This is a genomic window from Caulobacter sp. FWC2 (genome assembly GCF_002742625.1).
Classification (GTDB): Bacteria; Pseudomonadota; Alphaproteobacteria; order Caulobacterales; family Caulobacteraceae; genus Caulobacter.
In genome coordinates this window covers 2,358,943-2,377,688 of sequence record NZ_PEBF01000001.1, presented here as the reverse complement: position 1 = coordinate 2,377,688, position 18,746 = coordinate 2,358,943, and the positions used below count along the sequence as shown (strand labels likewise).

Sequence of the window (18,746 nt, the reverse complement as noted above, 5' to 3'; positions counted from 1 at the left end):
CCGCCTACGATTGACCGCCGACAAGCGGATCGGGCGCGTGGCCGGAGTGACGGCCCCTCAAACGCTCCAGCTCCTGCTGCATGCGCAGGACCTGTCCGCTGAGGCTGGTGACGTCGCCCTGCAGCTGGGCGTTGCGACTTTTGAGATAGGCGTTCTCCCGACGCAGGGCCTGGGCGTCTTCGTCGGTCATGGGCGCGTTCCCCGGCTGGCGGGGCCTTGCGTCATGCGGATGACCGCCCGCAGCAGGGCGGCGCGATCGGGACTGAGGTCGGGCGCCAGCAGTTCCTTTTCCGCGCCCTCCCGGATCTCACCCTTGTGGCGGCTGCCCAGGAAGAAGGCTTCGGCCCGCACCTCCCGCGGCGACGCCCGGCGTGCGCCAAAGCTCGCCAGCAACGCTCTCCACGGACTCATCGAGACGCCGGAGCCGCGGACTTGTGGGCTGGATTGTTCGAGATGGCGGACATGACGTCCTTTCGGGCCGACGATTCCGCATGGCGCGGGCTGATCCGTGGCCTGGATAGGATAGCGCGGCGCGGGGGCGATGGCTCCCCATGTCGCAATCATTCCCGTCCAGGCGACGGTCCGTGCTAGGATTTTCACGCGGCGCGCAGTCACGCCATTCGGACAGGGTCCCAACGGGACGGTCCCAAGGTCCCGAAGCCGGGACACCGAACTCCCCTCATCATGATCGACCGCCACGGCTCAGGCCCGGACGACGATCTCCGCGCTTCGCCGCCGCCTGCAGAATTGGATAGCCGACATGATCAAACGAAGCCCTTTTCTCGCGCTGTGCGCCGCGGCCTATGTCGGCGCCGTCGGGTTTTCGGTCGCGGATCTCCTGCTCGATCCGCCCCTGAAATCCTACGTGATCGCCCCCGGCGACGACTGGACGCGGTGCGTCGAGGTGCGCGCCACCAGTGAGCGCCTGGCCCAACGGCAAGCCCAGAAATATCCGTCGCCGGCGAGGACGGAAGGCGACTGCGCCACCCTCCCCGCCGTCAAGGCGGTGGACCAACGCCTGCTGCTTGCGCGCGGTTTCAACACCCTGCTCATCGTTTCGGCCATCCTGGCGGCGTTGTGGAGCGTGGACTTTGGGGTCCGCGCCTGGCGCCGCGCCGAGCCGCTCGACGACCCGACCTAAGACGGGCGGCGCGTCATCGGTCTCGGTCGGACCACTCGGCACAATTGACATGACCAATAATTGACAAGCCTCCTGATTGGCCAGATATCTTTGCTCAACGCCGCGAGCAGCGTGGCGACCAGTAAGGCTTGGGAGGCTCCTATGAAGACCGCATGGTTCGCCGCGTGCGCCCTGATGACCGTCGCGTCCGCCGCGCACGCCGCCGACTACGGTCTGCTCGGCCCGAACTATGGCAAGGGCGCGGTGTCGCCGGCGCTGAGGGAAGCCATCGTCTCGCGCGCCGTCGCGACCCTGGATCGTCCGCCCGGCGCCATCCCCCATGCGCACACCGAGGGCACCCTGCCCGGCAAGGGCATCCGCGAGATCAGCATCAAGGCCCGCGAGGACCAGCCGATCGTGCTGAACTCCGCGCTGGCCTACCGCCTGACCGGCGACCGCAGGTTCCTGGAGACTGCGAGCCGCTATCTCGAGAACTGGGCCGACATCTATCAGATCTCGTTCAACCCGATCGACGAGACCGGCTTTGACACCCTGGTCATGGCCACTGACCTGACGGAGAGCGACCTGCCAGCCCCGATCCGCGCCAAGGTCGACGCCTTCTGGCGCAGGATGGCGGTCGGCTATCTGGACGCCATGGACGCCGGCCCGACGCACGCCGAGACCAACTGGCAGAGCCACAGGATCAAGATGGCGACCCTGGCCGCCTACCAGACCGGCGACGCCAAGCTGATCGCTCGCGCTCGCGAGGCCTTCCGCAAGCAGATCGGCGTCAACCTCTATGCCGACGGCTCGACCTATGATTTCCACGAGCGCGACGCCCTGCACTACGTGACCTACAACCTCGACCCGCTGATGATGGCCGCCCTGGCGGCCCAGGCGCATGGCGAGGACTGGTTCAGCTGGAAGAGCCCGACTGGGTCCAGCCTGCCCCATTCGCTGGACTGGTTGGCGGCCTTCGCGCGGGGCGAGAAGACACACAGCGAGTTCGTCAATTCCAAGATCCAGTTCGACCGCGACCGCGCCAATTCCGGCCAGAAGGAATATGCGGCGCACGACTGGGACGTCTCCAACGGCGTCAGCACCTACACCCTGGCCAGCCTGCTGGACGCCAGGTACCTGCCGCTGCGCGACGACCTGGTGAAGCGCACGGGCAAGAAGCCGGCGCCCTGGACCGATATCCTGCGCGCCTCGCGGCCTTAGGTTGACCCCGGTCCCCCCGCCTGACTTGATCCTGGCCAGGAGGACTCGATGACTCGTTCGAAGCGTATTTTGATTGGCGCCGGCGCTGCTGTGTTGGTGGCGGCGCTGATCGCCGGTTATCTGGCCTCGCCGATCCTCGCTCTGCAGGGCCTGACGGCGGCGGCCAAGGCCGGCGACAAGGCCGGCCTGGAGAGCGCGGTCGACTTTCCGGCCGTGCGCGAGAACCTGAAGAGCCAGCTCAAGGCCAGCATGACGCGCAAGTTGGAGGAAGACCCCAAGCTGCGCGACAACCCGTTCGCCGCTTTCGGCCAGATGTTGCTGGTTGGCGTCGTCGACAAGGCCGTCGAGACCTATGCGACCCCGGACGCCATCGCCAACATGGTGGCGACCAACGAACCGCCCAAGAGCATCAGCGCCACGCCGGGCGCTCCGGTCGTCGAGCAGGCCCAGCCAGAGGCTAAGAAGCCCAAGGCCAAGTCCGACACCGAGGTCCACTACGGCTACCTGGACCTCGATCACTTCCGCGCCACCTATCGCGACCCCAAGGACGGCGCTCAGGAGCCGTTCGGCCTGGTGCTGGAGCGTCGTGGTCTGTTCAAGTGGAAGCTGGTGAAGATCGAGCTGCCGGGCCTGGTCTAGGCTAGTCCAGCCGCCAGTCGATTACGGCGCCTTCATAGGCGTCGACGCCCCGTCCGATACCCGCGATGGCGCGGGTCATGGCGCCGCCGCGATCCAGGATCACGTCGGCCAGCGCCACCATCAGGACGTTGGGCGTGGCTTCAGGGCTGAGCGAACGGAGCTGCGTGGCCAGCGCCTGCTCCTCGCCGGCCGGCCGCTTGGCGCACGCCAGGACATAGGCCGCCGCCGTCGAGCGGCTGACGCCAGCGAAACAGTGGATCAATAGCGTGGGCGTCTCGCGGAGCGTCAGGATGGTCTCGACCATCGCCGCCGAGGGGGCGATCAAGCCTTCACGTTGTTCGGCGATATCATTGAAACGCAAGAGGGTTCTTGGCTGCGTTAAGGCCGGCGCTTCGGCGTCGGGCGAGATCAGCGACAGCACATGATCGGCCCGGCCCGCCAACCGCCCGACCGCCGAGATCGGACCGACCAGCAACCTCATGCCAGCGCCGCCGCGCCGAGCAGGAAGCCCAGCTCGAACACCTGCTCGACCGCCCCCAGCACATCGCCGGTGTGGCCGCCGATCAGCCGCCTGGCGGTCAGGGTCAGCAAGCCGGCCAGCAGCGCGCCGCCCGCGAGGCCGGCCAGGATCGCGCCGGGCGGCAGCAGGGCCAGCGGCCAGGCGGCGATCAGCAGGGCGACGATCACCTCGCCCGTCCGCACGCCTTGCGGCACGGGCTTCCACTTGCCGGCCTCGCCGCTCGGGGCATAGGGCGTCAAGCGCATGACTGCGACGGCGGCGGCGCGGCCCAGGCCGTGGGCGGCGAGCAGCAGGACGGCGGCGGCAGGCGTTCCGGCCAGCACGGCGACTTTCAGCGCCAGCACCCCAAACAGGGCGCAGACGCCATAGGTCCCGATGCGGCTGTCCTTCATGATCTCCAGCCGCCGTGCGGGCGTCTGGCCGCCGCCCAGGCCGTCGGCGGTGTCGGCCAGGCCGTCCTCATGGAAGGCGCCGGTGATCAGCAGGCCCACAGCAATGGCCAGGATCGCTCCCACCGGCGCGCTCCAGAGATGTTCTCCGATCAGCAGCACCCCGGCGCAGACCACCCCAACGCCCTGCCCGACCAGCGGAAAGTACCGGGCCGAGCGGGTGATCCAGTCGGGGGCGAAGGCCTTCAGCGTCGGCGTCGGGACACGCGTCAGGAACTGGACCGCGCAGAGCAGCAGCCGAACCTGATGCGCGAGCCAGCCCATGCTCAGAGCCGCCCGTTCAGCACGTCGTCCAGGCTGGCGACGTCGCTCAGCAGCCGCGAGGCGGCGCGGATGGCCGGCAGGGCCAGCAGCGCGCCGGTGCCCTCGCCCAGGCGCAGGCCCAGATCCAGCAGCGGCTCAACCTCCAGCGCCGTCAGCATCCGCTGGTGACCCTGCTCGGCCGAGCGGTGACAGAACACGCAGTAGTCCTTGGCGGCAGGAACCAGGCGGATCGCCGCCAGCGCCGCCGCCGAGGCGATGAAGCCGTCGACCAACACCGGGACCCGCGCCGACGCCGCGCCGATCACGGCCCCGGCCATCATGGCGATCTCCAGCCCGCCGAACTCGGCGAGGACGGCGGCGGGCTCCGTGGCGCCCGATCGCGCCGCCGCCCGCTCCAGGACCGCCAGCTTGCGGGCCAGGCCAGCGTCGTCATGACCGGTTCCTCGCCCGACGCACTCGGCCAGCGGCGCGGGGACCAGGCGGTGCATGAGCAGCGCCGCTGAGGCGGTGTTGCCGATGCCCATCTCGCCCAGGGCCAGGATCTCGAAGCCCTCGGCGGCGGCGTCCCTGGCGATCCGCGCGCCGGTCTCCAGCGCCTGGTCGACCTCGCCAGCGGTCAGGGCCGGCTCAAGGGCGGCATTGCGCGTCCCGGGCCGCACCTTTTCCGCCAGCAGGTTCGGATGGGGGGGCAGCTCGGCGTCCACCCCGGCGTCCACGACCCGCAGCTCGGCCCCGACCGCGCGGGCGAAGGCGTTGGCGCTGGCCTTGCCGGCCAGGAAGGTGGCGACCATGGCCTGGGTGACGCTGGAGGGATAGGCCGAGACGCCCTCGGCGGTCAGGCCGTGGTCGCCGGCGAAGACCAGCAGCAACGCCCTGTCCAGCGGCCGCTCGCCGGCGATCAAGGCCAGACGCACGGCCAGGTCCTCGATCCGCCCCAGCGCCCCCGGCGGCTTGGCCTTGCCGTCGATCAGCGCGCGCAGCCGCTCCGTCTGGCCATGGTCGACGGGGATGACAGGCGGCAAATTCATCGGAAATTCTCCAGGCCGGCGATGGCGGCCAGGGCGGGAATGTCGAAGGCCTGCTCCAGCGCCGCGGCGATCTCGTCCAGAGCCTGGTCGACGCGGAGGGCCTGGTCGACGGCATCGGACGCCGCGCCCAGTTCGGCCAGCAGAGCCGCCCGCGCCTCGCCCCGGTCGAACAGGCCGTGGACATAGGCGCCGCGCACCAGACCATTGGCCGAGACGGCGCCGTCGGTGACGCCGTCGTCAAAGGTCAGCATCGGCGAGACCGCGCCCGTGGTGCGGCCGACGTGCATCTCGTAGCCCTCGAAACGCGCCCCGCCGGCCAGCCGTCCCGCGACAGGTCGAAGGGTCTTGTCGCCGGTCATGATGGTCTCGACGTCGAGCAGGCCCAGACCCTCGACCGAGTCCGGCTGGCCTTCGATACCGTCCGGATCCGACACCCGCCGGCCCAGCATCTGGTAGCCGCCACAGACGCCCAGCACCCGACCGCCTCGGCGGACATGGGCGGCCAGATCGATGTCCCACCCCTGGGCGCGCAAGAAGGCCAGATCGGCCAGGGTCGCCTTGGTCCCCGGCAGGATGACCAGGTCCGCGTCGCCCGGCAGAGCCGTGCCTGGGGGCACGAAGGCGAACTCGACCTCGGGCTCGGTGCGCAGGGCGTCGAACTCGTCGAAATTGGCGATCCGCGACAGCATCGGCACGATGATCCGCACCTTGCGGCCGTCAGCGGTCGCGGCGCGGTCCAGCACCACGGCGTCCTCGGCCGGCAGGCGCCGCGCCGCCGCCAGCCACGGGGCCATGCCGAGGTCGACCCAGCCCGTGCGACGGACGATCTCGGTTCGGCCGTTCTGGAACAGGCTGGGATCGCCCCGGAACTTGTTGATCAGGAAGCCCCTGATCATCGCGCGATCCGCGTCGTCCAACACCACGTGGGCGCCGACCAGGGCGGCGATCACGTGGCCGCGATCGATGTCGCCGACCAGCACGACGGGCACGTTCGCCGCGATCGCGAAGCCCATATTGGCGATGTCGCTGGCGCGCAGATTGATCTCCGCCGGACTGCCGGCGCCCTCGACGACGACGAGATCGCTTTCCGCCTCCAGCGTTCGGAAGCTCTCCAAGACCGTCTCCAGCAGCGCCCCCTTGCCCTCCTGATAGCCGCGCGCCTTCCAGGTCCCGGCCATCTTGCCACGCACGATCAGCTGGGCGCCGACGTCGCTCTGGGGCTTCAACAAGACCGGGTTCATGTCGACGGTCGGGGACACCCGGCAGGCGAAGGCCTGCAGGGCCTGAGCGCGGCCGATCTCGCCGCCGTCGGCGGTCACGGCGGCGTTGTTGGACATGTTCTGCGGCTTGAACGGCCGGACGCTGAGGCCTCGATTGGCGAACAGACGACAGAGGCCGGCGACGAGCACCGACTTGCCGACATCGGAACCACAGCCCTGGATCATCAGAGCGGCCATGCGAATCCTCCCCGGACGAACCCGGCCCAGACGAACCCGGCGACTGCCAGCATCACCCAGAGGAGCCCGCACGCGACAACATAGATCCGCAGGGCGCGGGTAAGATCGGAAGGCGTCGCCGACCGGCCCTCGCCCAGCACCGGGCGTTGCGAAAGCGCGTCGTCATACCAGGCCGGACCGCCCAGGCGAACGCCGAGCGCCCCGGCCATGGCCGCCTCTGGCCAGCCAGCATTGGGCGAGGCGTGCTTGCCGGCGTCGCGCAGCATGACCTTCCAGCCACCGCGCCCGGCGAGCGCGATGACGCCGCCCGCCAGCCGCGCCGGGATCAGGTTCATCAGATCGTCAAACCGCGCCGAGGCCCAGCCGAACGCCCGCCACCGCGGCTCGCGGTGGCCGATCAGGCTGTCAGCCGTGTTGACGGCCTTATAGACGAACAGGCCCGGCAGGCCGGCGACCACGAACCAGAACAGCGGCGCTACGATCCCGTCGCAGAAGCTCTCGGCCAGGCTCTCGATCGCGGCCGTGGCGATGTCGCCTTCGCTCAGCCGCGCCACATCGCGGCCGACGATGTGGCCGACCATGATCCGAGCGCTATCCAGGTCGCCCGCCGCCAGGGGCTTCGCGACGGCGCGGACATGGTCGAACAGGCTGCGCTGGGCCAGGCCCAGGGTCCCGACCAGCACGATCGCCCAAGCGCCGCCGAGGGCCGCGACCAACCAACCCGCCAGGGCGCTGATCGCGACGATGGTCAGCAGGGTCACGACGCCCAGCAGGCGGCGGGCCGTCGCGCCGAATTCCGGCAGGTTGAGCCCCGCCTCCAGCGCCGAGATCAGTCCGCCGATCCAGACGACCGGATGCGGCACGCGCCGGTGCAGGGCGTCCGGATAGCCCACGGCGGCTTCCACGACGGCCGCCGCCAGGACGATCCAGGGGCTGGTGGACGATAGTCTAGCCGGCACGGCCCAGCACCTCGATCAGCGGACCGCCCTCGCCCGCGTGAAGGCGGACGACGACGCCATAGACGGCGGACAGGGTTTCCTGCGTCAGAGCCACATCGGGCGCGCCGTCGACGACGAGGCGGCCTTGGCTCAGCACCAGCACACGATCGGCGAAGCGGGCGGCCAGGTTCAGGTCGTGCAGGGTGACGATCACGCCCTTGCCCTGGTCGTGGGCCATGCGGCGGAACAGGGCCAGGGCGTCGAGGGCGTGGCCGGGATCCAGGCCCGTCAGCGGTTCGTCGGCCAGCAGCCAGTCGGTCTGGCCAGCCAGGCCCCGGGCGATCAGGGCGCGGGCCCGCTCGCCGCCCGACAGCCGGGTGACGGCGCGGTCGACGAAGGTCTCCAGGCCGGCGGCGGCGATGGCGGCGTCGATCGCCGCGCTGTCCTCGGCGCTAGGGCCGAAGGCGCCGAGGTGCGGCGTGCGCCCCAGGCCGACGAAGGCTCGGACGTCGACGTCCCAGGCGATCTCCGGCGTCTGGGCTAGAAAGGCGATGCGGCCGGCGCGCTGGCGGCCGGGCATGGCCGAGACCGCCGCGCCGTCCAGGGTGACCGCGCCGCTGTCCTGACGACGTAGGCCAGCCAGGCACGCCAGCAAGGTCGACTTGCCCGCGCCGTTCGGTCCGACGATGGCGATAACGCCGCCCTTTGCGAAATCGGCCGAGACGCCGTCCAGCACCGCTTGGCCGCCCAGGGCCAGGGTCAAGTTTCGGGCGGAAATCATGCCAACCTCCGCCGCATCGAGATCAGCATGGCCAGGAAGAACGGCCCGCCCAGCATGGCCATGGCGACGCTCAGCTTGACCTCGCTGGCGGCCGGGGTAAGGCGCACCAGGATGTCGGCGGCCAGGGTCAGGGCCGCGCCGCCCAGGAACGACGGCAGCAGCACCGCGCTCGGCTTGGCGCCCAGTAGCGGCCGCAGCAGGTGCGGAGTGATCAGGCCAACGAAGCTGATGACGCCGGTCACCGCCACGCTGGACCCAACCGCCACGGCGACGCCGAGGGCCATCAGCAGGCGCGTGCGCGACAGGTCGACGCCCAGCGACCTTGCGCCCTGCTCGCCCAGGGTCAGGGCGTCCAGCGAGCGTCCCAGGGTCAGCAGCAGGACCCCGCCGGCGACGATCCCCGGCGCGGCCAGCTTGACCTCGTCGACACTGCGGTCGGCCAGTGAGCCCAGCGTCCAGTTGACGATCTCGTTTACCGCCCAAGGGTTGGGCGCGAGGTTCAGGGCCAGGGCAATGCCCGCCCCGCAGACCGTCTGGATCACGAATCCGGCCAGGATGAAGGTGACGATGCTGGAGGTGACGCCCGCCAGGCCCAGCAGCGCCGCGACGCCAAGGCCGGCCCCGACCATGGCGGCCGCCGGCAGTATCCAGCTCGCCTCGCCCGCCGCACCCAGATACAGCGTCAGCACCGCGCCCAACGCCGCCGCCGCCGAGACGCCCAGGGCGCCAGGATCGGCCAGCGGATTGCGGGTGTAGCCTTGCAGCGCCGCGCCGGAGAGGCCCAGCGCCCCGCCGACCAGGATGGCCAGGATGGTGCGCGGCAGGCGCAGGCCAAAGACGATGGCCCAGCGCGGGTCGGCGCCGCCCGAGGTCCAGGCGCTCCAGGGCGCCCAGACGCGCCCGGCGCACAGGCTGACGCCGAACAGCACGACCAGCAGCGCCAGCAGGACGCCGCAGATCGCCCATGGACTCCGCAACTTCATGCGCCCTCCTTCAGAGCTTGGACCCGCACGCGAGCCATGGCCGCGGCGGTCTCGATCAGGACCGGGCCGCCGCAATAGAGAAGCTTTTCGGGCAGCGGCGCCTGGCGCATCCGCCCGGCCACGGCCTTTAGGGCAGGATGGGTCATGATCCGGTCGGCCCAGCTGCGCGCGCCAGGCGCGGAAACGCCGACCAGCAGCACCTGAGGCGGATCGGCCAGCAGGCGCTCCAGCCCGACATTGCCCCAGGTCTTCAGGCCGAAGCGGCGAGCGACATTGTCGAAGCCGGCGTGGTCCATCATCTCGTCGACCAGGGTGCCGGGACCGGCCGCGAAGCCGTTGGGCTGATAGATCAGGGCCGTCAGTCGCCGGGCGCCCGGCGCGGGCTTGGCGGCCGCGATCGCCGCCTCGATACGGGCGACCAGGGCCTCGCCGCGGTCCGGATGGCCGACCAGCCTGGCCACCTTGCGAACCTGGCCAAGGCTCTCGTCGATCGACTTGGGAACCTTGAAGCGCTGGACCGGCACGTGCAGGCGCTTGAGCGCATTGCGCGTCGCCAGCGCGGAATGCTGACTGGCCAGAACGAGGTCGGGCATCAGGTCGATGACCTCCTCGGCGCTCTCCCAGGTGTAGGGCAGCGTCCGGGCCTGGGCGGCGACGGTGGAGGCCTGCGCCTCGCGGGCATAGTGGCTGAGGGCGGCGATCTGGCTCCGGTCGGCCAGGTGGACCAGCATGGCGTCCAGGCAGCTGTTGAGCGACACGATACGCCTGGGGATGGGCAACGGAGCACCCGCTGTGATCGCCAGGGCGCCGGCTATCGCTTCACGACGGTTCATGACGTCACCGCCTGAAGAGCATGTTTTAAGCGATTGAATTCATTGCATGAAGGTAGGCCAATGCGAAGTCGGTCGGGACGATCGGCGAAGGGCCGCGTCAGCACACCCCGAGCGCAGAGCTGGGTGAACAGGCCGCGCGCGTCAGGCGCTTCGACCCAGCGGAAGAGATCGCAGCCGCCAAGGAACTTCAGGCCCGCCTCGGCCAGGACCGCGTCGACCGCGCCCGCCTGGGTCGCCAGCCACATCCGGGTCCGCGCCTTCCAGGCGTCGTCGGCATAGGCCGCCAGCCCCATGGCCAGAGCGTCGGCCCCGACCGGCCAGTCGCCCAGAAGCGCACGAAATTCCCCCGTGAACATCTTGTTTCCAATCAGGAAACCCAGCCTAACTCCCGGCAACCCGTAGAACTTGCCGAACGAGCGCAGGGTCACCAGCCGGTCGATCTCCAGGTCGGCGACGCTGAGCTCCGGCGCGACCTCGCCGAAGGACTCGTCGACGACCGTCCAGCGGCCAGCGTCCGACCGTTCCTGCGCCAGAGCGGCCAAGGTCATCCGCTCGATCCGCCGGCCGTCGGGATTGTTCGGATTGACCAAGACCAGCACGTCGGCGCCCAAGGCGCGGAGATCGGCGACCGACATGATGAGGTCCGGCGTCGACCCCGCCCAGGTCTCGACATGGCCGCCATAGATCGGGGCCAGCAGCGCGACCCGCCCCCCGCCAATCAGACCGGGCAAAAGACGCAGAGCCGCCTCCGCCCCGGAGGTCGCCACCACGCGGCCAGCATCGGCGACGCCGAAGGCGCGCGCGGCGACCGCCTCCAGTTCAGCCAGCTCAAGCGGATCGGGCAGCCGGCGCAGGGCGTCGGCCGGCGCCCGCTGGCCGGACCACGGCTCGGGATTGATCCCAGTCGACAGGTCCAGCCAGGGACGCGGCGCGTCCGGAAAAGCGGCCATCGCCTCGCGGAGACGGCCGCCGTGCCGGAAGGCGCCGATCGTGGAAATCGACGCCGACATCAGCCTAGAACCGCGCCCGCAGGCCCACGAAGGCCCCGCGTCCCGGCGTCCCGTAATTCAGGATGGTCTGGTAGTCCTTGTCGAACGCGTTCTCGACCCTGCCGAAGACCTCGAGGGTCTCGTTGATCGGATAGGCCGCGCGCAGGTCGACCAGGGTGTAGTCCTTCACCACCTGGGTGTTGGTGTCGTTGTTGTAGGTCTTGCCCACGTAACGCACCGCCACCGTCGTGGTCAGGCCCACGGGCCAGCGATAGGCGGCCGACAGGTTGCCCATGTTCTTCGGGCGGCGGGTCAGCTGCTTGCCCTTGCTGGCGCCCGAGTCGGACTCCGCGTCTGTGTAAGTGTAGTTGCCGGTGATCGTTAGGGCCTCGATCGGCTTGACCTCGCCGATCAGCTCAACCCCTTGCGTCTTGGTCTTCTGGACGTTGTCATAGTAGCCGAAGCGGAACGCGCCGTTCGGATTGCACAGGGCCGTGGTCGAGCCAGAGGCGCACGAGAAGAAGCGGATCTCGTTGTCGGCCTCGCGGTGGAACCATGTGGCCGAAGCGCGGGCCTTGCCGCCGAAGAAGCGCTGCTCGATCCCGGCGTCCCAGCTGTCGAACTTTTCCGGCGAAAGGCTCTGGTTGCCGTACTCGCTGTAGAGTTCGTAGAGACCCGGGGCGCGGAAGCCCTGGCCGAAGCTGGCGCGCAGGACGGTGTCGCCTTCGTTCAGCGCCCAGGCGGCCGCGACCTGCCCCAGGGTGTGCGAACCATAGGTGTCGTGGTCCTCGTAGCGCAGGCCGCCCGTCAGGGTCAGGCCCTTCACCGGCTCGACCTGCAGCTGGCCATAGAGGCTGTCGACGCCGACGCGGCCAGTGCTGAACGCGGGGTTCGGCTTGGAGACCGACGGCGAGCGCGTGCGCATACGCGCCTTCTCGGTCTCGGCGCCGAAGGTGGCGGTCCAGGTGTCCGAGACCGCGAACACGCCCTGGTATTCAAAGCGCTTGTTCTTGCCGGCGGCGTCGAAGGTCAGCGGCGCGGCCGGGCGGGCGGGATTGATATTCTCGCGGTCGGTGTCGGTATAGGCGTAGCCGAGGCGGTTGTTCCAGCGACCATCCAGCAGGGCGAAGTTCAGGCCCGTATAGACGACCAGTTCCTCGGTGCGACCGAACTCGGCGCTGTCACCGTTGAAGGTGTCGAAGTCGTTCTTGCCCTTGGAGTAGACCGAGCGGACCTCGGCCGAGATGTTTTTGGCCAGGGCCACGCGCACGCGGCCCGACAGGCCGGTGTTCTGGTAGCCGTCCTTCTCCTTGCCCAGCTTGTAGGAAGAGAAGCCGTCGGTGGTGTAGTAGCCGCCGGCCAGGCGCCAGGTGATCTTCTCCGAAGCGCCGCCGACGCCGGCCCGCAGGTAGCCGGTCTTGCGCGCGCCGCCTTCGGCCTCGATCGAGCTGGTGAAGGGGACGGTGGGCTCGGCGGTGACGATATTGACCACGCCGCCGACAGCCTGGCTGCCCCACAGGGTCGACTGGGCGCCGCGCAGCACCTCGATGCGCGCGATGTCGCCGACCAGCAGGTTGCCGCTGTTGAAGCCGCCCTGGGTCGAGGACGGGTCATTCAGCTTGACGCCGTCGATCAGCACCACGGTGTGCTGGGTCTCGGCGCCGCGGATATTGAGGCTGGTGGCCGTGCCCGGCCCGCCGTTGCGGGTGAAGCTGACGCCTGGCGTCTGGGCCAGCAGCTCCGTCACCGAGATGGCCTGGCTGGCCTCGATGGCGGCTTGCGTCAGGACGGTGACCGACGCGCCGACCTTCTCGACCGGCTGAGCGGTGCGCGTGGCGGTGACGATCAGTTCGGCGACGCCATTGGCGCCGACAGCGCCGGCGACATCGGCCTCGGGGGCCTTCTGCTCGTCGGCCATGGCCGAACCCGAGACAAGGAGGGTTGCGAGCGCGGTGGAGCTCAGGAACGTTCGGATCATGTTTCAATCTTCCCAGTTGAACGACCCGCACGGCTGCCCGCGACGTACTCGCCAGCTGGACAGCCACGCGTACGCCCCGGACCGTCGCGCGGCCCTTTGACTGTCGTTTCGCGGGAGATCCCGTTCGTTCGGCGCACCCCGGCCGAGCGATGAACGACTGCGCCGGGCAGGTCTCCTGGCTCACGGGTCATCGCTCTTGGCGTCGCCTTCCCAGGGTCCGAAGACCCCAGTGGCATGTGACGCTAGAACTCGCCGCTTACAGTTGCGGGGGCAGCCGAGGTCTTGAACCTCGTTCCCTTTTAATCCTCTTTCGAGGAGCCTGGTGCGGGGGCAGCCCTATAGGCTGCACCGCTTACGGTCAATGTGGAGCTTCCATGACGTCGATCCTGGTGCTGGGCGGGGCCCGTTCCGGCAAGAGCGCCTTCGCCCAGAAAGCGGCGGAAACCGCTGTCTTGGCGGGTTCGCCGGTGCTGATCGCCACCGGCCAGGCCTTCGACGACGAGATGGCCGAGCGCATCGCCCGCCACCAAGCCGACCGCGGCGAATCATGGAGGACGGTGGAGGCGCCGCTGGCCCTGGCCGAGGCGATCGCCGCCCTGCCCGCCGACGCCGTGGCGGTCGTCGACTGCCTGACGCTGTGGCTGTCGAACCTGATGTTGGACGAGCGCGACATCGCGGCGGCGGCGACCGCCCTGGTCGAAGCCGTCGCCGCCTGCCCCGCTCGCCTATGGCTGGTCAGCAACGAGGTCGGCCTGGGACTGGTGCCAGAGACGCCGCTGGGCCGACGCTTTCGGGATGAGGCCGGACGGCTGCACCAGCGGCTCGCCCAGGCGGTCGACGAGGTCTATTTCGTGGCCGCTGGGTTGCCGTTGAAGCTGAAGCCGCAGGGGTGAAATCCCGTCGACGTGCGGGCGTTGAATCCCTCTCTCTAAGAGAGAGGGAGGGGCCCGCGCCGCAGGCGTGGGAGGGTGAGAGGTTTCACGGTTGGCCGGGAAAACCCTCCCGTTTCAGCCGCTTGCCTTGTCATTGCCCTGTCCGGATAGTGTGTAACCTCTCACCCTCCCATGCTGCGCATGGGCCCCTCCCTCTCTCAAAGAGAGAGGGTTTCATGGGGATGGCACGAGCATTCGCCGCCCCGCGTCCCCGGCTTCAAAACCTGCCGTATTCTCTCTTCACCTCGTCGCGAGGAAAGGGCGCATGGCCAGCGACCGTTGCGGCGATGAGGGGCGATCGAGCGGGCGCGCTCGTCGGCGCGGGCTCAAGGCGACTTGGGGCCGCAACTGCACCATCCCCGAGGTAGTCGACCCTGGAACACAGAAACGACGGTGGATGCAGGCCGAGGAGAGCGACAGGGGAGCTGAAAGGCTCCTGACCGGGACCAGGCTTCGCGGCCTGGCCTGCCCGTCGGAGGCTTCAAGGGCGAACAGGCGCGAACAGCGTCGGGACGCCACGCTTCCGGATAACGACCGCGCGGAGCGTCTGCCTTCGTCGAAACGGTATTTCTATTTCCAAACTCCGGACGCTGTCCGGCGCTCCGCATCCCTTTCCACACCTTCAGCGGGCAGCCGCGTGAAGTGGCGGAGCCGTGCAGCGTCAAAGGAAGAGGCTGGCGCTCGCCGGACAATGCTCGCACACTCATTCAAACGGTCGTTCAGCGGCCTTCTAGTGTCCGAGCGCGAGCAACAGCGCGGGGAGGAGTAACCAGATGACGCAGCGACGGTCTTCGTGGGCCCTGGCGGCCTTCGCCTCGCCCAACATTCCCATCGCGGCGCTCGGCCTGCCGCTCGTGGTCTACCTGCCCGAATTCTATGTCAGCACGATCGGGCTCTCGCTCGCGGCGGTCGGCGCGGCCTTCCTGTTCGTGCGTCTGATCGACATCTCGCTGGACCCGTTCCTGGGCGGGATCATGGACCGTACGCGCACCAAGCTCGGACGCTTCAGGCCCTGGCTGCTGGCGGGCATGCCGGTGGTGGGAATCGGGGCCTTGGCCCTGTTCATGGGCCAGCCCGGCGCCAGCGCCTTCTACCTGTGGGGCTGGCTGCTGCTCACCTATGCCGGCTATTCAATGGTCGTCCTGTCGCACACCGCCTGGGGCGGCGTGCTGTCCAGCGACTATCAGCAGCGGTCGCGGATCTATGGCTGGTGGCAGGCCGGCAACATGGTCGGCATGATCCTGGTGCTGTGCCTGCCGCCGCTGCTGGTGGGCGTCTTCAAGACCGGCCATGCCGAGGGCGTACGCGCCATGGGCTGGTTCATCGTCGCCCTGCTGCCGATCACCATCCTGATGGCCGTCCGCGTCGTCGGCGAGCCCGCCGCGCCGGTCGTGCGACACGCGGCCGGCATAAAGCAGTATCTGGCGCTGCTGGGCCGTCCGTCGGTGCGCATGTTGCTGCTGGCCGACCTGCTGATGGGACTGGCGCCGGGCATCGCTGGGGCGCTGTTCCTGTTCTTCTTCGAGCGGGTGAAGCATTTCGACAAGACGCAGTCGGGCGTGCTGCTGTTGATCTATTTCCTCGCCGGCCTGCTCAGCGCGCCGCTTTGGCCCTTGCTGGCCAAGCGCATCGGCAAGCACCGCGCTCTGTCCGTCGCGGCCGTGATCTACGCCATCGTCCAGGTCGCCACCGTGTTCACGCCGGTCGGCAATTCCGGAATCGGCATGCTCGTCCTGATCCTGGCTGGCATCCCCTACACGGCCGCGCCCGTGCTGGTGCGCGCCATGATGGCCGACATCGGCGACGAGGAGCGGCTGACCAGCGGCGTCGACCGCACCGGCCTGCTCTACGCCATCCTGACCGGTACGGTGAAGCTCGGCTACGCCCTGGCGATCGGGGCCTTCCCGGTCCTGCAGTGGATGGGTTTCGACCCCAAGGTTCCGACCGTCTCCGGCGACAACGCGCTGATCGCCATGTACGCCGTCGTCCCGGCGACGATGGGACTGGTGGTCGCCGCCATCATGTTGCGCTATCCGCTGGATGCGACCCGCGTCGCCGAGATTCAGCGCCAGCTCGCGGCGATGGATGCGGCGCAGGGGGGCGCCCCCGCAGCGGAGCCGGAAGCCAATGTCCTCCCCCAGCAAGTCCCCGCCCCTGGCCCCGCCGAATGAAGGCTCTCAAGGCGAGGGTGGCCACCCCATCTTCCGCCTGGTCGAGATCATGGCCAAGCTGCGCGATCCGGACGGCGGCTGCCCCTGGGACCTGGAGCAAACCTTCGCGACGATCGCGCCCTACACGGTCGAGGAGGCCTACGAGGTCGCCGACGCCATCGAGCGCAACGACCTGCCGGAGCTACGCGACGAGCTAGGCGACCTGCTGCTGCAGGTGGTGTTCCATTCAAGGATGGCCGAGGAACAGGGCGCGTTCGACCTGAAGGACGTGGCTGCGGCCATCTCCGACAAGATGATCCGCCGCCATCCGCACGTGTTCGGCGACCACGCCTATGAGGACCTCTCGGCCCAGATCGCCGGCTGGGAGGAGCTGAAGGCCCAGGAGCGCAAGGCCAAGGCCAAGACCGGGGTGCTGGACGACGTGCCGGCGGGGCTCCCCGCCCTCACCCGCGCCGTCAAGCTGACCAAGCGCGCCGCCCGCGTCGGCTTCGATTGGCCCTCGGCACGAGAGGTCCTGGACAAGCTGCGCGAGGAGACCGCCGAGATCGAGGTCGAGATCGAGGCCGGCGACATGGCCAAGGCGCGCGAGGAGCTGGGCGACATCCTGTTCGTCTGCGCCAACCTTGCTCGCAAGCTCGACGTCGATCCCGAAGACGCCCTGCGCGCCACCAACGCCAAGTTCGCCCGCCGCTTCGCCTTCGTCGAGGCGGGCCTGGCCGAGCGCGGCAAGACGCCCGACCAGTCCGATCTGGCGGAAATGGACTCCCTGTGGAACGACGCCAAGGCGGCCGAGAAGAAGGGCTAGTCGCCCTTCCCCTCGGCGCTTCTAGTCGACCGTGCCGACCAGGGCGCCGGGATACTGGCGCTCGAACCGGCCCAGCGCCTGACTGTCCAGCCGGGTGACGATGGTGACGTCGCCGTCCGGACCGTCGTAGCGGTTCAGCACCCGCCCGTTGCGGTAGATCCAGGCGATGGCCTGGCCATCCTGGGCCTTCAGCTGGATCTCGACCGGCGGCGAGTCGTCGATCAGGCCACTGATCCGACGCAGCAGGGCTTCGCAGCCCTCGCCCGTGACCGCCGAGACGGCCGAGGCCTCCTTGCGCCGGGCATGACCCTCGACGACCTCGCGGTCGTCTTCGGAAAGCAGGTCGACCTTGTTCCAGACCTCGACGACGGTCTTGCCCTCGTCGAACGTCACGCCCAGTTCGGCCAGCACGGTCTGGACGTCGCGGGCCTGGGATTCGCTGTCGGGATTGGCCACGTCGCGGACGTGCAGAACCACGTCGGCCTCCTGCACCTCCTCGAGGGTGGCGCGGAAGGCCTCGACCAGCTCGTGCGGCAGGTCGGAGATGAAGCCGACGGTGTCGGACATGATCGCCGGCCGCCCGTCGGGCAGCTTCACGGTGCGCAGGGTCGGGTCCAGCGTCGCGAACAGCATGTCCTTGGCCAGGACTTCCGCCTCGGTCAGGCGGTTGAACAACGTGGACTTGCCGGCGTTGGTGTAGCCGACCAGGGCGACGGTCGGATACGGGACCTTCTTGCGGGCGCTGCGGTGCAGTGTCCGGGTGCGGCGCACCTCCTCCAGCTCCTTCTTGAGCTTGAGAATGTTGTCGCGGATCAGACGGCGGTCCAGTTCGATCTGGGTTTCGCCGGGCCCCCCGGTATTGCCGGTGCCGCCGCGCTGGCGCTCAAGGTGGGTCCAGGTGCGGACGAGGCGCGAGCGTTCGTATTCGAGTCTGGCCAGCTCGACTTGCAGACGGCCTTCACGGGTCCGGGCCCGGCGGGCGAAGATCTCGAGGATCAGCCCGGTGCGGTCCACGACCTTCACCTCCAGCGCCTTCTCGAGATTGCGCTGTTGGATGGGCGTGAGCTGGTCGTCGAAGACGGCGACGTCGATGTGCTCGACCTCGCAGATCACCGCGAATTCCTCGATCTTGCCCTTGCCGAACAGGGTCGCCGGCGTGACGGCGCGCAGCGGCGCGATCACCGTCTCGACGACGTCGAGATCGAGTGCGATCGCGAGGCCGACGGCTTCCTCGAGCCGGGATTGGGGATCCCGGGCCTCGATGGCCGCCTGGCCGCGCAGCTGCCGCGCCGGATGGATGACAAGCGCCTTCAGGATCGGCGCGGCGTGGTCAATCGACCTGGATGTGGATTTGGACAAGCGTCTCTAAATTCAGTCGTCGGAGTCGGCGCTGGGCTCATAGAGCTGAACAGGCTGAGCCGGCATGATGGTGGAAATGGCGTGCTTGTAGACCAGTTGCGACTGGCCGTCGCGACGCAGGAGGACGCAGAAATTGTCGAACCAGCTGACCACGCCCTGCAGCTTCACGCCGTTGACCAGGAAGATGGTGAGCGGCGTCTTCGACTTGCGCACGCTGTTCAGGAAGGTGTCCTGAAGGTTTTGTTTCTTCTCGGCAGACATCGGGGGTTCCCCTCTCAT

The 18,746-nt window shown here is 69.0% G+C and carries 20 protein-coding genes and 1 riboswitch; of the genes, 6 read left to right on the top strand and 14 right to left on the bottom strand.

Going from position 1 to position 18,746, the window contains the following annotated elements:
- Window positions 1-4: 4 nt before the first annotated feature.
- Both CSW62_RS11400 and CSW62_RS11395 read right to left on the bottom strand, forming a co-directional pair.
- Window positions 5-190: a hypothetical protein gene (locus CSW62_RS11400; RefSeq protein WP_099577861.1), complete on the bottom strand. Its 186-nt coding sequence runs from the start codon at window positions 188-190 to the stop codon at window positions 5-7.
- Window positions 187-351 (bottom strand): hypothetical protein, encoded by a 165-nt coding sequence (locus tag CSW62_RS11395; protein ID WP_233206661.1) that lies wholly within the window; start codon window positions 349-351, stop codon window positions 187-189. Before CSW62_RS11395 ends, CSW62_RS11400 begins: the two co-directional genes overlap by 4 nt.
- 409 nt (window positions 352-760) lie before the next feature.
- Here CSW62_RS11395 and CSW62_RS11390 point away from each other — a divergent pair, with 409 nt between their 5' ends.
- From CSW62_RS11390 to CSW62_RS11380, 3 genes are all read left to right on the top strand, one after another.
- Window positions 761-1,141 carry a hypothetical protein gene (locus CSW62_RS11390; protein ID WP_099577859.1) on the top strand — a complete coding sequence of 127 codons (381 nt, stop codon included), beginning with the start codon at window positions 761-763 and terminating at the stop codon, window positions 1,139-1,141.
- Window positions 1,142-1,282: 141 nt separating this feature from the next.
- On the top strand, window positions 1,283-2,341 hold the full coding sequence (locus CSW62_RS11385; RefSeq protein ID WP_099577857.1) for an alginate lyase family protein: 1,059 nt from the start codon (window positions 1,283-1,285) through the stop codon (window positions 2,339-2,341).
- A 48-nt stretch (window positions 2,342-2,389) separates the two neighbouring features.
- Window positions 2,390-2,980, top strand: a complete 591-nt coding sequence (locus CSW62_RS11380) for a DUF2939 domain-containing protein (RefSeq protein ID WP_099577855.1) — start codon at window positions 2,390-2,392, stop codon at window positions 2,978-2,980.
- 1 nt (window position 2,981) lies between these two features.
- Here the strand turns inward: CSW62_RS11380 and CSW62_RS11375 are convergent, their stop codons facing one another.
- From CSW62_RS11375 to CSW62_RS11330, 10 genes are read right to left on the bottom strand one after another with little or no spacing between them, the layout of a single operon-like run.
- Window positions 2,982-3,461, bottom strand: coding sequence for a tyrosine phosphatase family protein (locus CSW62_RS11375; protein WP_099577852.1), 480 nt, complete (start codon window positions 3,459-3,461; stop codon window positions 2,982-2,984).
- Complete coding sequence (cobS, locus tag CSW62_RS11370) at window positions 3,458-4,213, bottom strand: adenosylcobinamide-GDP ribazoletransferase (RefSeq protein WP_099577850.1); 756 nt, start codon at window positions 4,211-4,213, stop codon at window positions 3,458-3,460. The genes CSW62_RS11375 and cobS overlap by 4 nt, the downstream gene beginning before the upstream one ends.
- A 2-nt stretch (window positions 4,214-4,215) precedes the next feature.
- On the bottom strand, window positions 4,216-5,241 hold the full coding sequence (gene cobT / locus CSW62_RS11365; protein WP_099577848.1) for a nicotinate-nucleotide--dimethylbenzimidazole phosphoribosyltransferase: 1,026 nt from the start codon (window positions 5,239-5,241) through the stop codon (window positions 4,216-4,218).
- Window positions 5,238-6,698, bottom strand: coding sequence for a cobyric acid synthase (locus CSW62_RS11360; RefSeq protein ID WP_099577845.1), 1,461 nt, complete (start codon window positions 6,696-6,698; stop codon window positions 5,238-5,240). Before CSW62_RS11360 ends, cobT begins: the two co-directional genes overlap by 4 nt.
- The gene (gene cbiB, locus CSW62_RS11355) at window positions 6,686-7,657 is read right to left on the bottom strand and encodes an adenosylcobinamide-phosphate synthase CbiB (protein WP_099577843.1); all 972 of its coding nucleotides are present in this window, start codon (window positions 7,655-7,657) and stop codon (window positions 6,686-6,688) included. Before cbiB ends, CSW62_RS11360 begins: the two co-directional genes overlap by 13 nt.
- Window positions 7,647-8,417 (bottom strand): ABC transporter ATP-binding protein, encoded by a 771-nt coding sequence (locus tag CSW62_RS11350; protein WP_099577841.1) that lies wholly within the window; start codon window positions 8,415-8,417, stop codon window positions 7,647-7,649. Before CSW62_RS11350 ends, cbiB begins: the two co-directional genes overlap by 11 nt.
- The gene (locus CSW62_RS11345) at window positions 8,414-9,400 is read right to left on the bottom strand and encodes an iron ABC transporter permease (protein WP_099577839.1); all 987 of its coding nucleotides are present in this window, start codon (window positions 9,398-9,400) and stop codon (window positions 8,414-8,416) included. The genes CSW62_RS11350 and CSW62_RS11345 overlap by 4 nt, the downstream gene beginning before the upstream one ends.
- The gene (locus CSW62_RS11340; RefSeq protein WP_099577837.1) at window positions 9,397-10,233 is read right to left on the bottom strand and encodes an ABC transporter substrate-binding protein; all 837 of its coding nucleotides are present in this window, start codon (window positions 10,231-10,233) and stop codon (window positions 9,397-9,399) included. The genes CSW62_RS11345 and CSW62_RS11340 overlap by 4 nt, the downstream gene beginning before the upstream one ends.
- Entirely contained in the window at window positions 10,230-11,243 is a 1,014-nt protein-coding gene (locus tag CSW62_RS11335) for a threonine-phosphate decarboxylase (protein WP_233206660.1), read from the bottom strand. Before CSW62_RS11335 ends, CSW62_RS11340 begins: the two co-directional genes overlap by 4 nt.
- Before the next feature lie 4 nt (window positions 11,244-11,247).
- Window positions 11,248-13,200, bottom strand: a complete 1,953-nt coding sequence (locus CSW62_RS11330; RefSeq protein ID WP_099577835.1) for a TonB-dependent siderophore receptor — start codon at window positions 13,198-13,200, stop codon at window positions 11,248-11,250.
- 147 nt (window positions 13,201-13,347) lie between these two features.
- Window positions 13,348-13,538, bottom strand: a riboswitch (cobalamin riboswitch).
- Window positions 13,539-13,574: 36 nt separating this feature from the next.
- On the opposite strand from CSW62_RS11330, the gene cobU reads away from it, so the two are divergent.
- The 3 genes from cobU to mazG all read left to right on the top strand — a co-directional run bounded on the left by cobU (window position 13,575) and on the right by mazG (window position 17,108).
- Window positions 13,575-14,093, top strand: coding sequence for a bifunctional adenosylcobinamide kinase/adenosylcobinamide-phosphate guanylyltransferase (gene cobU / locus CSW62_RS11325; protein WP_099577833.1), 519 nt, complete (start codon window positions 13,575-13,577; stop codon window positions 14,091-14,093).
- Window positions 14,094-14,905: 812 nt separating this feature from the next.
- On the top strand, window positions 14,906-16,303 hold the full coding sequence (locus CSW62_RS11315) for an MFS transporter (protein ID WP_099577829.1): 1,398 nt from the start codon (window positions 14,906-14,908) through the stop codon (window positions 16,301-16,303).
- Window positions 16,260-17,108, top strand: coding sequence for a nucleoside triphosphate pyrophosphohydrolase (gene mazG, locus CSW62_RS11310; RefSeq protein ID WP_099577827.1), 849 nt, complete (start codon window positions 16,260-16,262; stop codon window positions 17,106-17,108). Before CSW62_RS11315 ends, mazG begins: the two co-directional genes overlap by 44 nt.
- A 21-nt stretch (window positions 17,109-17,129) precedes the next feature.
- On the opposite strand, the gene hflX is transcribed toward mazG, so the two are convergent.
- Both hflX and hfq read right to left on the bottom strand, forming a co-directional pair.
- Window positions 17,130-18,467 carry a GTPase HflX gene (hflX, locus tag CSW62_RS11305; RefSeq protein WP_099577825.1) on the bottom strand — a complete coding sequence of 446 codons (1,338 nt, stop codon included), beginning with the start codon at window positions 18,465-18,467 and terminating at the stop codon, window positions 17,130-17,132.
- A 12-nt stretch (window positions 18,468-18,479) separates the two neighbouring features.
- Window positions 18,480-18,728 (bottom strand): RNA chaperone Hfq, encoded by a 249-nt coding sequence (hfq, locus tag CSW62_RS11300; RefSeq protein WP_013079113.1) that lies wholly within the window; start codon window positions 18,726-18,728, stop codon window positions 18,480-18,482.
- Window positions 18,729-18,746 lie beyond the last annotated feature (18 nt).

Excerpts from the sequence above, each read along its gene's own strand:
- CSW62_RS11400 (WP_099577861.1), bottom strand. The coding sequence starts at position 190 with ATGACCGACGAAGACGCCCAGGCCCTGCGTCGGGAGAACGCCTATCTC.
- CSW62_RS11390 (WP_099577859.1), top strand. The coding sequence starts at position 761 with ATGATCAAACGAAGCCCTTTTCTCGCGCTGTGCGCCGCGGCCTATGTC.
- CSW62_RS11385 (WP_099577857.1), top strand. The coding sequence starts at position 1,283 with ATGAAGACCGCATGGTTCGCCGCGTGCGCCCTGATGACCGTCGCGTCC.
- CSW62_RS11380 (WP_099577855.1), top strand. The coding sequence starts at position 2,390 with ATGACTCGTTCGAAGCGTATTTTGATTGGCGCCGGCGCTGCTGTGTTG.
- CSW62_RS11375 (WP_099577852.1), bottom strand. The coding sequence starts at position 3,461 with ATGAGGTTGCTGGTCGGTCCGATCTCGGCGGTCGGGCGGTTGGCGGGC.
- cobS (WP_099577850.1), bottom strand. The coding sequence starts at position 4,213 with ATGGGCTGGCTCGCGCATCAGGTTCGGCTGCTGCTCTGCGCGGTCCAG.
- cobT (WP_099577848.1), bottom strand. The coding sequence starts at position 5,241 with ATGAATTTGCCGCCTGTCATCCCCGTCGACCATGGCCAGACGGAGCGG.
- CSW62_RS11360 (WP_099577845.1), bottom strand. The coding sequence starts at position 6,698 with ATGGCCGCTCTGATGATCCAGGGCTGTGGTTCCGATGTCGGCAAGTCG.
- CSW62_RS11350 (WP_099577841.1), bottom strand. The coding sequence starts at position 8,417 with ATGATTTCCGCCCGAAACTTGACCCTGGCCCTGGGCGGCCAAGCGGTG.
- CSW62_RS11345 (WP_099577839.1), bottom strand. The coding sequence starts at position 9,400 with ATGAAGTTGCGGAGTCCATGGGCGATCTGCGGCGTCCTGCTGGCGCTG.
- CSW62_RS11340 (WP_099577837.1), bottom strand. The coding sequence starts at position 10,233 with ATGAACCGTCGTGAAGCGATAGCCGGCGCCCTGGCGATCACAGCGGGT.
- CSW62_RS11335 (WP_233206660.1), bottom strand. The coding sequence starts at position 11,243 with ATGTCGGCGTCGATTTCCACGATCGGCGCCTTCCGGCACGGCGGCCGT.
- CSW62_RS11330 (WP_099577835.1), bottom strand. The coding sequence starts at position 13,200 with ATGATCCGAACGTTCCTGAGCTCCACCGCGCTCGCAACCCTCCTTGTC.
- cobU (WP_099577833.1), top strand. The coding sequence starts at position 13,575 with ATGACGTCGATCCTGGTGCTGGGCGGGGCCCGTTCCGGCAAGAGCGCC.
- CSW62_RS11315 (WP_099577829.1), top strand. The coding sequence starts at position 14,906 with ATGACGCAGCGACGGTCTTCGTGGGCCCTGGCGGCCTTCGCCTCGCCC.
- mazG (WP_099577827.1), top strand. The coding sequence starts at position 16,260 with ATGTCCTCCCCCAGCAAGTCCCCGCCCCTGGCCCCGCCGAATGAAGGC.
- hfq (WP_013079113.1), bottom strand. The coding sequence starts at position 18,728 with ATGTCTGCCGAGAAGAAACAAAACCTTCAGGACACCTTCCTGAACAGC.